The 12,563-nt window shown below is 71.2% G+C and carries 11 protein-coding genes; 3 read left to right on the forward strand and 8 right to left on the reverse strand.

Annotation, left to right across the window (positions count from 1 at the left end; genetic code table 11):
- Nucleotides 1-59: 59 nt before the first annotated feature.
- Nucleotides 60-338, reverse strand: a complete 279-nt coding sequence (locus tag ABZ484_RS04090; protein ID WP_358864334.1) for a hypothetical protein — start codon at nucleotides 336-338, stop codon at nucleotides 60-62.
- A 629-nt stretch (nucleotides 339-967) separates the two neighbouring features.
- Between ABZ484_RS04090 and ABZ484_RS04095 the strand changes: the two genes are divergently transcribed.
- Nucleotides 968-1,588, forward strand: coding sequence for a DUF6082 family protein (locus ABZ484_RS04095; RefSeq protein ID WP_358864335.1), 621 nt, complete (start codon nucleotides 968-970; stop codon nucleotides 1,586-1,588).
- A gap of 473 nt (nucleotides 1,589-2,061) precedes the next feature.
- Here the strand turns inward: ABZ484_RS04095 and ABZ484_RS04100 are convergent, their stop codons facing one another.
- The 4 genes from ABZ484_RS04100 to ABZ484_RS04115 all read right to left on the reverse strand — a co-directional run bounded on the left by ABZ484_RS04100 (nucleotide 2,062) and on the right by ABZ484_RS04115 (nucleotide 7,655).
- Nucleotides 2,062-4,572, reverse strand: a complete 2,511-nt coding sequence (locus ABZ484_RS04100) for an FtsX-like permease family protein (protein WP_358864336.1) — start codon at nucleotides 4,570-4,572, stop codon at nucleotides 2,062-2,064.
- Complete coding sequence (locus tag ABZ484_RS04105; RefSeq protein ID WP_358864337.1) at nucleotides 4,569-5,357, reverse strand: ABC transporter ATP-binding protein; 789 nt, start codon at nucleotides 5,355-5,357, stop codon at nucleotides 4,569-4,571. The genes ABZ484_RS04100 and ABZ484_RS04105 overlap by 4 nt, the downstream gene beginning before the upstream one ends.
- 397 nt (nucleotides 5,358-5,754) lie before the next feature.
- Nucleotides 5,755-6,399: a response regulator transcription factor gene (locus ABZ484_RS04110; RefSeq protein ID WP_358864338.1), complete on the reverse strand. Its 645-nt coding sequence runs from the start codon at nucleotides 6,397-6,399 to the stop codon at nucleotides 5,755-5,757.
- Nucleotides 6,390-7,655 carry a histidine kinase gene (locus tag ABZ484_RS04115; protein ID WP_358864339.1) on the reverse strand — a complete coding sequence of 422 codons (1,266 nt, stop codon included), beginning with the start codon at nucleotides 7,653-7,655 and terminating at the stop codon, nucleotides 6,390-6,392. The genes ABZ484_RS04110 and ABZ484_RS04115 overlap by 10 nt, the downstream gene beginning before the upstream one ends.
- 565 nt (nucleotides 7,656-8,220) lie before the next feature.
- Here ABZ484_RS04115 and ABZ484_RS04120 point away from each other — a divergent pair.
- The gene (locus ABZ484_RS04120; RefSeq protein WP_358864340.1) at nucleotides 8,221-8,688 is read left to right on the forward strand and encodes a hypothetical protein; all 468 of its coding nucleotides are present in this window, start codon (nucleotides 8,221-8,223) and stop codon (nucleotides 8,686-8,688) included.
- Between the two features lie 386 nt (nucleotides 8,689-9,074).
- Here ABZ484_RS04120 and ABZ484_RS04125 read toward each other — a convergent pair whose 3' ends face one another.
- Nucleotides 9,075-9,236, reverse strand: coding sequence for a hypothetical protein (locus ABZ484_RS04125; protein ID WP_358864341.1), 162 nt, complete (start codon nucleotides 9,234-9,236; stop codon nucleotides 9,075-9,077).
- A gap of 347 nt (nucleotides 9,237-9,583) precedes the next feature.
- Here ABZ484_RS04125 and ABZ484_RS04130 point away from each other — a divergent pair, with 347 nt between their 5' ends.
- On the forward strand, nucleotides 9,584-9,904 hold the full coding sequence (locus ABZ484_RS04130) for a hypothetical protein (RefSeq protein ID WP_358864342.1): 321 nt from the start codon (nucleotides 9,584-9,586) through the stop codon (nucleotides 9,902-9,904).
- 516 nt (nucleotides 9,905-10,420) lie between these two features.
- Here the strand turns inward: ABZ484_RS04130 and ABZ484_RS04135 are convergent.
- Nucleotides 10,421-11,416 carry a LacI family DNA-binding transcriptional regulator gene (locus ABZ484_RS04135; RefSeq protein ID WP_358864343.1) on the reverse strand — a complete coding sequence of 332 codons (996 nt, stop codon included), beginning with the start codon at nucleotides 11,414-11,416 and terminating at the stop codon, nucleotides 10,421-10,423.
- Nucleotides 11,417-11,465: 49 nt separating this feature from the next.
- Nucleotides 11,466-12,563, reverse strand: coding sequence for an alpha-L-rhamnosidase C-terminal domain-containing protein (locus ABZ484_RS04140; protein WP_358864344.1), 1,098 nt, complete (start codon nucleotides 12,561-12,563; stop codon nucleotides 11,466-11,468).

Genomic DNA, 12,563 nt, shown 5'->3' on the forward strand with positions numbered 1-12,563 from the left:
AGGCTCTTGCCGACAGGCAATGCCCGTGAGCGGCCCCTTCCGAAGCGCCGGGCCGTACGTCACCCGGCGGGTTCGATGCGGAGGACGGCGGCCGCATGCAGGATGTCGACGACCTTCAGGCTCATGGCGTCGTTGATGGTCGCAGCGGGCCCTTCGCCGCAGCTGAACCCGACCCCGCCTTCGCCCTCCGACGACACGCCGCCGCCACCGGAACAGCCCGAAATGCTGTAACCCGACCCTGTCAGCCGGGCGGTCATGTCCACCTTTCCGCCGGCGATCGCCGTCACCTTGATCGGCCCCAGGCCGTACGTCTCCGGAACCGTCACGACGTCGCCCACGGCGACCTTGATCTCGCACGTCCCGTCAGCACAAGGCCCGGTCGGCGAGGGCGACGGCGTGGTCGTCCCCGTGGGATCGGACACCGGCCTGGATCCGGACCTGCTGGGCCGGCCCTCGGCAGGGGACCCGTCCGAAGAACCCGAGGAACACGACGTGAGAACGGCGAACACACAAGCGACGACAACGGCGACGGCGACGGCGGGGGATGACGTGCTTCTACGCATCATGATTGCCATTCAACCCCCGCGACCCGCCGCCCGGGGCCAGTGCGCCCAAGACCTCCCGGAGACGTTCGCCACCGCGCTGTGCGCAGGCTGCACAGGGTGTCCGGACACGCCGTAACGCCCCATCGGATGCCGCGCCTTGTATGCGAGAGAGATCAACGGCTCCGTGGCAGCTTCTGACCGCACGGCCACAGCCGCAGCGGCGCCCCGCCGGCACCCCCTTGGGTTCTGATCAACGTCGCAACACCCGGACAGGCGCGGCTCCCCGGACGGCACGGGAGGCGCAGCGCGCCAGTTGCGCGCCCCGGCCGCGACACGGAACCGTGCGCTCTACCCAAAGTCCGACGTGGTTGATTACATGGCAAGTCCGGTTGTCCAGCGAGAATCTGACGGAATGTGGAGCGTTGAAGCGGTGGAAACTCAGGCGGTTCTTCGCCCGGACTCCCGTGGTGCTGCTGGTCGCGTCCGTGTCGGTGCTCGCGGTCGTGGCCCTGTCGCCCTACCTCCTGCAGCGGTTGGCACCGCCGATGGGAGGAGACTGGAACGACCTCAGTGACATAGGGCAGACCTATGCCGCGGTGGCGGCCATCCTCTCCGCTCTCGCGGTGGCGGGCGTCGCCGTGTCCCTGGTCATCCAGTCGCGCCAGGCCCGCGTCGAGCAGTGGCAGACCGTGCGCGGCTTCCAGAAGGACCTGCTGCTCATGGCCCTTGACAACCCCATTTACCGGGACGCGTGGGGGGAGAAGGGGGAACTGACGGGCGAGGAGTGGCAGAAGCACACCTATACCCGGATGGTCCTGCACTACATGTGGCTGGGTGCGGACACCGGCGCGATCCCGTGGGGTTCGCTGCCCCGGATCGCGGCCAACACCTTCCGGGTCGAGTCGAACGTCCGTGTCTGGGCCCGCATGAGGCAGGGCTGGCTGGTGGAGGCCCAGACCGCTCGCGAACGGGAGTTCGTGGCCATCTTCGACACGGAGTACCAGGCGGCGCTCAGGCGGGCCCCGGCCCCCGTCCCGGAGTAGCAGTGCGGTGAGGAGGGCGCGCCGACGAGGTACCGTGCCGGCAACGGGGAGACACCCGCGGGCAAGGGTGCGCGGCACACGCTGGCTCGCCCTGCTCTGCCTGGCCCTCGCTTCGGCACGAGCATCGGCGAAGGCGCCCGCAGCGTCGCTCCCTCGCCGCCCTCACGGCCGCACCGGTGGAACAGCAGAGCATCCGGGATGACCCCTCACCACCCCCGATAGGGTGTGAGGCCTCGGGGATCCGGTCCAGCGGCCGGCAAAAGCTCCGCGCGCCGCCGCGCATCCCGCAGGAGGGCCAGGCCGGTCTCGGTCACCGCCAGAGGCGTGCCCGACCCGCAGCCGCACCGCGGTCCCGGTCCGGCACCGTCAGGCCCGCTGCCGCCCAGGCCCGCCTACCGGACTGGGCGGCTGCACGAGGCCCGTACCGCTCCCTGCACCGCACGCCGGCGCGGGTGGACGCAGCGCGACCGCGGCTATTCGCGGGCCGTGACGAGGTGCAGGGTGCGCGCCCGCAGCGCGGCGCGGACCGGCAGCACGGTACCGATCAGGGCGAGCAGTCCGGCGATCGCGGCGATGGCGGCGACGACACCGAGCGGGGCGCGCATCGGCCCGACGCCGAACACGCGCAGCAGCGCCACCCACAGGGCGCCGAGGTTCACCGCCGTCGCAGCGAGCGCCAGCACCAGACCGAGGGCGACTGCGAGCAACGCGTCGGCGACGAAGTAGCGCAGCACCTGCCGGGGCGTCGCCCCCGCGGTGCGCAGCGCGGCGACGTCGCGGCGCCGGTCGGCGGTGGCCATCAGCAGGGTGTTGAGAACGGCGACGAAGCAGAACAGCAGGATGATGACGGCGGTGGACTGCTGTCGCACCTTGATCAGACGGAGTGAGTAGGTGCTCTCGGACGACATCAGTTGGTGTCGTGTCACCAGTTTCGTACCGCTTCCGCGCAGGGCCTCGCCGATCGCCGCGACCGCCTGCTCCCGGTCGGTGCCCGCGGCGAAGGAGACGTAGGCGGCGTCGAGGAGCCCGTCGCGGGCGTAGGCGGCGCCGGCAGCGAACAGCTCGGGCAGGTAGGCGACGTCGCCGCCGCGCACCGCGTGGTACGTGGCGGCTACGCGCAGCGCGGCCCTGGTGCCGTCCGGCAGATGGACGGTGACGCGGGAGCCGACGTCCCAGTGCCAGGAGTCGGCTACGACCATGGCCGAGTCGTCCAGGCGGGCCAAGGAGCCGGCCGTGATCCGGAGGCTGAACACGTCGCGCAGCGCGGACGGCTGGAGGACGACCGCGTCGTTGACGTCCATACCGCCTCCGCAGTACGACCCGCAGTCGTTCTTGGTGAAGAAGGTCGTGCGCAGCGGCGTGGCCACGCGCACGCCGGGGATGCGCGCCACCTTCTCCGCGACGGCGGGACTGACGCCGGGCGTGCCGTCGCCGGTGAGCGCGTACGGCGCGGCCACCTGGTTCTGAGCGAGCCCACCCCGGGCCGCGCCGATGGAGTCGGTGGCGGCCGGCAGGGAGAAGGCGAGGCCGACGGTGAGGGCGATCGGCGCTGCTGTGGCGGCGGTGCGGCGCAGTGCGGTGACCGCACCCTCACGCACCAGCATCGCGGTCGGCCCGGACGAGTTGCGCCACGGCCGCATCAGCGCCCGGGTGAGGGGGCCGACGGCGAACGGGGCGAGTACGGCGGCGGCCACCACCGGGATGGTCAGTGAGATCACGTAGGTGGTGGGGGAGAGGACGGTGGCCGGATCGACCGCGGCGATCCACACCGCCCACCCGGTGCCGGCGACCAGCCCGGTCAGGCCGGACAGCCGCCGCCCGGAGCCCCGGCCGGTGTCGTCGGCGGCGGCCTCGCGCAGCGCGTCGATGGGCCGGATGTCACCGGCGCGGCGTGCTGCGACCGCGGACCCGCTCACCGAGACGGTCACCCCGGTCAGGAACGCCCCGACCAGCGGCGCAAGCACCGTCCAGTGCGGGGAGAACCCGACGTGGAACCAACTCGGCGTCACCCCCAGGAAGATGAGGAGGGCGGTGACGGCCTGTGCGCAGACCATGCCGAGGACCGTGCCGAAGGCCCCGCCGGTGACGCCGACGAGCAGGGCCTCGCCGCGCACCATGCGCCGCACCTGTCGCGGTGTGGCGCCGACGGCGCGCAGCAGCGACAACTCGCGGCGGCGCTGCACGACGGCGAACGCGAACGTCGAGGCCACCACGAAGACCGCGGTGATGCCGGCGACCGCGGCCATGACCGGCACGAGGGTGACGGTGTCGTCCAGGGCGCGCTGCTCGCGGTCCCGGCTCGGGTCCGCATTGTGCCGGTCGGCCCCGGTGAGGACGGCCGCGCGAGCGCCGGAGACGGCGTGACGCGCTCGGTCCACCGGACCGAGCACCGCGGCCGCGTTGATCCGGGGACACAGCCGAGCGGCCTCGGCGTCGGTGAAGAAGACGGCATGCTCGTAGGGGACGTCCGTGACCAGGCCGGTGACGGTGTAGCGGGCGGGCCCCGCGACGGTGTGGACGGTGACGGCCCGGCCGAGTCGTGCGGTGCCCTCGGGGACGGCGATCTGCCCTGCGGATTCCGGGGCATGACCGTGCGTCAGGCGATAGCCGCCGAGCCGGGCGACGGACCACGGGTGGCCGAGGCCGTCGCTCGGGCCATCCGTGGTCTGGGCGTAGAAGGACCGGTCGACGACCACGGGGCCGGTGTCGCGGAGCTTGGCCAGCAGCGCCGGTTGGAGACCCGCGGCCTCGGCGGGGGAGCGGGTGCCCAGGTCGTGGTGGGAGGGGTTCCAGCCGGGGTCCTGGGGGACGACGACGGCAGGGGCGTACGCGAACCGCTGAGCGGGCCGCTGCGGCGGATCGAGCGCTGCGATCAGCAGCACACCGAGCGCGGCCAGCTGGGCCACGCCGAGGACCAGGGCGACCAGGCTGCCGAGGAATGACACCCAGCGGCCGCGGAGCGTCTGAGCGGCGATGCAGATCACCTGGCCGCTCCCGTCCCCGTCCGATCCGCCACCGCGGTCAGGTCGGTCACGCGCGCGGCGACCGCGTCGGCGGTCGGCCGGGGCAGCTCGCCCACCAGCAGGCCGTCGGCGAGGAAGAGCACACGGTCGGCGTAGGCGGCCACGTTCGGGTCGTGGGTGACCATGATGATGGTGGTGGTACCGGGCGGCTCGGGATGCTCGTCGTCGACGGGGGCATCGCACAGACGGCGCAGCGTGCTCAGCAGCTCCCGACCGGTGGCCAGGTCGAGCGCGCCGGTGGGCTCGTCGGCGAACAGCACCGCGGGCCGGGTCACCAGAGCGCGGGCGATGGCCACGCGTTGCTGCTGACCGCCGGACAGCCGACCGGGCCGGGTGCCGGCTTTGTCGACGAGGCCGACCCGGGCCAGGGCGGCGCGCACCGCAGCGCGGTCCGGATGCTGCCCGGCCAGCCGCAGCGGCAGCGCGACATTCTGCTCCGCGGTCAGCGATGGCAGCAGATTGAAGGACTGGAAGACAAAACCGGTCGACTTGCGTCGCATCTCGGTCAGTCGGGTCTCGTCGAGACCGGAGATGTCGACACCGTCGATGACGACCCTGCCGGAGCCGGCACGGTCGAGACCGGCCGCGCAGTGCAACAGCGTCGACTTGCCGGAGCCGGACGGCCCCATGATCGCGGTGAAACTGCCTTCCGGGAACACGGCGTGCACGCCGCGCAACGCGGTCACCGCGCCGTCGCCGACTCCATGACTCTTGGTCAGTCCTTCCAGCCGAACGGCTGCGCGCATGCTTTCCCCCGGGGGTTCGTTGCGACGCCCGGATCAGCGCCGCGCCTTCACCGCCAAGCCTTCCGGACCCGCTCGGTGGGGGCAGGAGGGACAGGGCCCCGATTCACGGGTGGTGGCAGCACCACCCCCGGCGGTCGGATTCGGCTTGTGGCCAGCGGAACAGTGCTGCATCCGATGCGCTTCATCACCGCGCGGGCGCGAGTGGGAACAGCGAACCGGGCACCCGGCAACAACCGCGTGCCCCGCGGTGAATGACCGCCTCTCCAAGGGCTCCCGGAGCGTTCCCCGAAGCTGCGATCGGTCAGCGGCTACGCCGCCGAGGGAAGAGAAGGGAAGGGAAGGGAAGAGAAGGGAGCGGGGCCGGAGCCGACCCCGGCACCGCGAAGACCCGCACCCGTCAACCGTTCAGATACGCCAAAACCGCCAGCACTCGCCGGTTGTCGCTGTCCGAGACCGGCAGATCGAGCTTCACGAAGATATTCGACACGTGCTTGTTGACGGCCCGCTCCGTCACCACCAGCCGCTGTGCGATCGCCTGGTTCGACCGTCCCTCCGCCATCAGCGCCAGCACCTCCCGCTCCCGCGGCGTCAGCCCCGCGAGCGGCCCCGCCTGCGCCGTGCCCGCCAGCAGTTTGGCGATCACCTCCGGGTCCATGACGGTCCCGCCCCCGGCCACCCGACACAGCGCGTCCACGAACTGATCGGAGTCGAACACCTTGTCCTTCAGCAGATATCCGACCGCGCCCGTCCCGTCCGCCAGCAGCTCGCGCGCATACAGTTGCTCGACGTACTGGGAGAGGACGAGCACCGGAAGCCCCGGTGCCTCCCGCCGGGCCCGCAGCGCGGCCTGCAGTCCCTCGTCGGTGAACGTCGGCGGCATCCGCACGTCGACCACCGCAACGTCCGGCCGGTGTTCGAGCAGCGCGGCGACCAGATCGGGGCCGTTGTCGACCGATGCGACGATCTCGAAGCCGTATGCCCGGAGCAACCGCGTCAGCCCGTCGCGCAGCAGGAACAGGTCCTCGCCCAGTACTACCCGCACGGGATCTCCATGCCGAGCAGCGTCGGCCCGCCCGGCGGGCTGCTCACCGCGAGGACACCGTCGAACGCGGCCAGCCGTCTCTCGATGCCGCGCAGGCCGCCGCCCTTGGCCGGGTCGGCGCCACCTGAGCCGTCGTCCTGAACGCTCATGCACAGCCGCCCGTTCTCATGCCGCATCTCCACCCATACCCGCGAGGCACCCGAGTGTTTCGCGGCGTTCGCGAGGGCCTCGGCCGCGGCGAAGTACGCGGCCGACTCGACCGGAGCGTCCAGCCGCCCCGGCAGGGCGGCGTTGACCTCGACGGGCAGCGCGCAGTCCAGGGCGAGGGCACGCACCGCGTCGGCCAGGCCGCGATCGGCGAGTACCGGCGGCCGTATGCCGCGTACCAGGCCGCGTAGCTCGGCGAGGGCGCGCGCGGAGGCGTCCCGCGCCTCCAGCAGCATCGCCCGCGCTTCCTCCGGGTGCTTGTCCAGGAGCTGGGCGGCCGCGCCGAGGGTCATGCCCATCGCGGCGAGACGGGCCTGCGCCCCGTCGTGCAGGTCGCGTTCGATGCGGCTCAGCTCGGCGGCCTGCGCGTCGATCGCGTCGGCTCGGGACTCCGTCAGGTGCCGCACCCGGCCGGTCAGCAGCGCCAGCCGCGCCGCCTCGGTCGGCGCGAGCAGCATCGCCGTCCAACGGCCGTGCCAGGTGATGACCTTGAGCGCGCACCACAGGCCGAACAGGACGAGCGCGGCCGCGGCGAGCGCCATGAGGGTCAGGGGGCCCGTGTGGCCTTTGTGGACGGTGACGAACGGGTACCAGTCGATGTATCCGTTCCGGAACATCGTCCCGTTGGTGATCGCCAGGTAGAGACCGTACAGGCCCTCACCGACCGGGACGAGCGAGGAGAGCGCGAGCACTGGCCCGACGGCCGGCTCCAGCAGCAGCCACACCGCGTCGCGGCGGGTCGCCGGGTCCTCGGCGGGGCGCCGCTGCGGATCGTACGGGCTGTCGACCTCCTCGCCCGTCCACTCCTTGACGAGACCTCGCCTCATCCGGGCCGTGGCGCGGGCGGGCAGGATGACGGCGTCGACGGCGCTGTCCGAAACCCCGGAACGGGCCAAGGCGAGGCCGAGCACGGCCAACAGGCCGGCCGCCAGCGTGGGCGCCGCGAGCAGGCAGACGGAAGCGCAGCGCGCCGCCGCGCGGACCCGCTCCGCGATCCAGGGGAGCCAGCGATCCCGCGCGACCTCGCCGATGCGCGCACTGGTGGTCATGGTGCTCCTGTCCCTGTCTCCTCGTGGAGGCTGTTGATCCAGCCGTCCGGGCCGCAGAGACCCCAGTCTGCCCGCACCCGGGAAGCGGACGCACGGGTGCCAGGGACCGGACCCAGGGGTGGTGCCAACGCCACCACGCAGGCGGTGGCGAGGCGACGAAGTAGCTCAACCCTCGGCATCAAGGGGCGTCGATTCCTCCGCACGGGCACCGCCCCGGATTCTCGGGGCCGCGGGCGGGACCGAAAGGCCCCGGGGCGACTACCAGCGCCAGTTGCACACGATCGAGGGGCGCTCCCTTGCAGACCGACGCCGATGGAGCGCTCGCCCACCACACCGCGGAACGCGGAGCGGTTACGCGGGAGCGGTGTCGACGCTCTCGGAAATCCGAGCCCCGACCAGTCTCGGAAATCCGACCCCCGGCGCGGTTGTCAGCAAGCGCCCTGCTTGTGCCGGCCAGGCGGTCAGCCGTGGGTACTTCGAACGCCCTCGAAGCAGCTCCCGGCCAAAGTCGCTGCGCCGACCGCGCGGTATCGTGCCGCCGTCACGGGGAGGCGAGGAGCACACCATGGGCGAGAGCATCGGCGAACAGCAGTTCAAGGTTGGCGACGTCTTGCTGGTCAGCTGCCCGTCAGCGCGTGCACGAGTCGCCCATGTGACCCCGTTCGAAATCTCGGTCGAGTGGCCGTGGGCACAGATTGATCCGGACTCTGAGATCCGGTGGAACGGCCACAGGGCGATTCCGCGCGCTACGCCTGACGGTGAGTGGGGCGGGCTCTTTCAGGTGGACCCGCATCCAGGACAGCTGGAGGTCGGCGACTCCTGCCTGGTGGGCATCCCCGAGACCCTCGTGCGGATCATCGACATCGGTCGCTTCGACCCATCCGCAGACGTCGGATGGCTTCCGAGGCCCCACACCATGTTGATCGTGTTGCCGGTCGATCATCCTCACGATCCTCACGCAGAGGAAGAAGGCGACACCATCGACCTCGAATCCGCGGCTCCCATCAAGATCGAGCCTGTATCGCGCGGCTGAGCGAGCCCTCTGCCGGGCCGTCTCTGAGCCGTGCGAGGCGCATCTCGGATCAAGAGCGTGCGATGGTCACTCGTGGCGGCTCGGGGAGACCTGACAGGCGCTCAGTGGACACGGCTGGAATCGCTGCCGGCGACGGGCATTACGCCCGTTCGGCCGCCGGTTCACGCCAAGCATCAGCTGATCACGGCATACGGTTCCGCACTCGGACAGAGATACGTGGCGGGACCTGCCGGAACGGTACGGGCCGTGGGTGAGCGTGTACGGGCTGTTCCGCCGCCGGCAGGGCGAGGGAACGTGACACCGCATCTTTGAGCAAGCTCTCCGTCCGCTACGAGGCCACGGTGCTGATCGCGGCCATCAACGAGTGGCTCGAGTGGCTGTGACCGCTACCGCTTGCGGGCCAACAGCTGCACGGCCTGCGACAGGTGGCCATTCATCGTGGCGACCTCGATCCTGCGCTCCTCCACCAGGTCGAAGTCCGACAACAATGCTCGCGGCTCCGCAATGTCGTGGTGCCGGCACACCGCACCGTCGTCCGTGGCGAACACGCCACCTGAACGGAGTCTGGCTCATCGTTACTGAAGTCCTTGGGCCGTACGTGTGAGGCGGGAGCGGGGGGACCGTCAAGGAGTCACGAGCCGTCAGTCGCTTTTGCGCTGATCACGGGTGTGGTGTGCCGCGGGGTCGGACCGTGGCCCGCTTCCCTCCTCCGTATTGATGTCCCTTACAAGGGAGAGTTACGGATATATCCGGGTTTTGTCACGTGGATTCTTTGGCCGAGGTGGCGTCGGTGAGGAGGGCCACAGTGTCGGGTCTCGGCATTGAGCCGGGAATTGGGATCGCACGCCGGGCCCTGAGCGGGATGGGCGTGCGCGAACGTGAGAGGAAAAGCTTCATGTCTGTTGCTCGCACGACAGCCCGACTGATCGCCACCTGTGTGGCGTCGGGCGTCCTCGTCGGCGGGGCCGCCGTTCCGGCCCTCGCCGCCGGAGCCGGCCATGACCGCGACAACGGGAGGAGTTACCCGCAGAGCTACCACTCGCAGGGCATCAGGAGCGACCACGACCACGACGGGCGCCACGACCGTTTCGGCGACCGGGACCGCGGCTGGCACCACGACCACGACCGTGACCGCTGGGATCACGACCGCGGCCGGCACCACGGCTGGCACCACGGCTGGTACCGGCACCACGACCACCACTTCAACCGCCGCTAGACCGCTTGGACGGGCGTGCTGTGATGCGGTCGGGCCGACCGCACCCCACTGCCTCGTCCCATGACGGTCGTCTCGCCGGGCGATCGCTGGACTGGTGACCCGGGCCGGGAACCGCGAAGGGGCCCCTGCACTCGACGGTGCGGGGGCCTCAGCACGTGCCGACGAGCCCCTGCCAGCCCATCCCGAGCCGATCGGGATCGGGTCGCCGTTACGTGCGGCGAGATGGACGTGTACTGGGCGCACGTCGCCCACACCAGTGGCGGTGGCGCTACGACTGGGAGGGCAACAGGAGGGACGGGCGACTTCGTGCCCTACAGCCACCCTGCCCGCCCGCCGGCCGTCCTCTTGGCCGACGCCGCCGGAAGATCCGCGGGGCCTCCGTCACACGATGGTGGGATCTTCGGTGCACGACGAACCACGCCAAGCACGACGAACCACGCCAGACCAACCGCGGACCTTCGCGTCAGGTCACGCGCGCCGTGTCTGCGGTTCGGGCAGTCCTCAAGGGAACTGGAATCAGGAGGAGTTCCGTTCGATGAGTCGGGGTGGGAAGACCAGGCGGCGATGAGTGTGACCAGGGCGGTCCTCGTCCAGGAGCAGTTCGGCGGCCGCCCTGCCGAGGTCGTACCCGCCGACGTGGACGGAGGTGAGGGGCACGCCGGCCGTCGCGGCCGAGTGGATGTCGTCGTACCCGACGATGGCGAGGTCGTCGGGCACCCGCAGCTTCGCCCGGAACGCCGTTTGCATCATGCCCAGGGCGAGCAGGTCGTTGGCGCAGAACGCCGCCGTGACACGCTCACTCACGGTCAACAGTTGCTCACCAGCGCGTCGGCCCTGGTCCACGGTGAACGCCGAGGTTTCGACGACCTGGAGGGCGTCGGCGGGACGGCCGGCGCGCTCGAGGGCCTGGCGGCTGCCCGCGAGCCGGTCCTGGGACTGCCGCATGGTCATCGGGCCCGTGACGAAGGCGAGGCGCTGATGCCCCCGTGCCAGAAGGTGTGTGACGGCGGCGTCCGCGCCGGCCACGTCGTCGACGGCGACGGAGCAGACATCGGGGTATGTCTCGGCGTTGTCCAGCAGGACGACGCGCAGCCCCCGGGCGCGCAGCCCTTCCAGCCACTCACGGCTGAGGTCGGCGGGCGTGATCAGGGCCCCGTTGGCGTTCTGCTGGGCCAGTTGTCTGAGGTAGCGCTCCTCCTTGTCGGGCAGGACGTCGGTGTTGCACAGGACAACGGTCTGTCCGGCGATGTGCAGGACGTCCTCGGCCCCGCGGGCGACGTCGGTGAGGAAAGGGTTGCGTACGTCGAAGAGGACCAGTCCGATGACGTTGCCGCGGTTGCCGGTCAGCTGTCTGGCGGCCATGTTGGGGACGTAGCCGAGGATGCCGATGGCGTCCTCGACGCGTTCTCGGGTGGCTGGCGCGACCTTCTCGGGCCGGTTGAGCACGTTGGAGACGGTGGCGACGGAGACTCCGGCGCGCAGCGCGACGTCCTTGATGCCGATGGTGTTCATCTCCGTGCGTCCTTCAGGGTGCCGCCCTCGACCGGGCGATTGTAACGCTTCAATTCTGGACAGCCATGGTACTGGCCGAAGCCTGCCCTCCGGGCTGCCCGGACCAAGGTCGCTCGAAACGGTGAGTGCCGCTTCCGACGCGGGTCGTCAGCCCGGGCAGGTCGACGTCGGCCGTGGTGTTCGGCGGCACGGTGGCGTCGACGGTGAGTGTCCCTGCGGAGAGGGACCAGCGGACCTCTGCCGGTCCGTAGGGTGTGAGGTGCCGGGCGGCGGCGTGCGTGAGACCGCCGCCGGGACGCGGGGCGATCCGCAGGCGCCGGTAACCGGGTGCGGCGGGGGCCAGTCCCGCGACCGCGCGGTGCAGGAAGTCGGCCACGGCGCCGAGGGCGTAGTGGTTGAACGAGGTCATCTCACCGGGGTTGACGGTGCCGTCGGGCAGCATGCTGTCCCAGCGTTCCCACACGGTCGTGGCGCCCTGGGTGACCGGGTAGAGCCATGAGGGGCAGGCCCGCTGCAGCAGCAGCCGGTAGGCGGTGTCGATCCGGCCTGCGTCGGCAAGCGCGTCGCAGACCTCCGGTGTCCCCGCGAATCCGGTGGCGATGCGGTGTCCGTCCTTGCCGACCAGTTCCGCCAGGCGCTCGCCGGCCGTCGCGGCCGTTTCGGCGTCGGGCAGCAGGCCGAAGCGCAGCGCCAGGGCATAAGCGGTCTGGGTGTCGGAGGTCAGGCGGCCGCCGGGCGCGACGAAGACACGCACGAACGCCTCGCGGGCGTCCCCGGCGAGTCGGCCGTATTCCTCCGCGTCGGCGTCTTCGCCCAACTCCCCGGCGATCAGTGCGAGCACCCGCGCGGAACGAGCGAGGTAGGCCTGGGCCACCAGGTGGGGGTCGGTGCGTGCCTGCCAGGGGTCTTCCGCAGGTGCGGCCGGATCGAGCCAGTCGCCCAGCTGCTTGCCGTGCCGCCAGATCCCGTCGTCCTCGCGCTGGGATGCCGCCAGGTCGACCCAGGCACGGGCGCTGTCGTACTGGGCACGCAGTACACCGCGGTCCCCGAAGCGCTGGAACAGCGTCCACGGCACCAGCACGGCGGCATCGCCCCACACCGCGGCCGCCCAGGCCGGTGTCCACTCGGCTACGGGGATGGCGGGCAC

The organism is Streptomyces sp. NPDC006393, from assembly GCF_040628575.1.
Classification (GTDB): domain Bacteria; phylum Actinomycetota; class Actinomycetes; order Streptomycetales; family Streptomycetaceae; genus Streptomyces.

Excerpts from the sequence above, each read along its gene's own strand:
- ABZ484_RS04115 (WP_358864339.1), bottom strand. The coding sequence starts at position 7,655 with ATGACCACCAGTGCGCGCATCGGCGAGGTCGCGCGGGATCGCTGGCTC.
- ABZ484_RS04130 (WP_358864342.1), top strand. The coding sequence starts at position 9,584 with ATGTCTGTTGCTCGCACGACAGCCCGACTGATCGCCACCTGTGTGGCG.
- ABZ484_RS04135 (WP_358864343.1), bottom strand. The coding sequence starts at position 11,416 with ATGAACACCATCGGCATCAAGGACGTCGCGCTGCGCGCCGGAGTCTCC.
- ABZ484_RS04105 (WP_358864337.1), bottom strand. The coding sequence starts at position 5,357 with ATGCGCGCAGCCGTTCGGCTGGAAGGACTGACCAAGAGTCATGGAGTC.
- ABZ484_RS04120 (WP_358864340.1), top strand. The coding sequence starts at position 8,221 with ATGGGCGAGAGCATCGGCGAACAGCAGTTCAAGGTTGGCGACGTCTTG.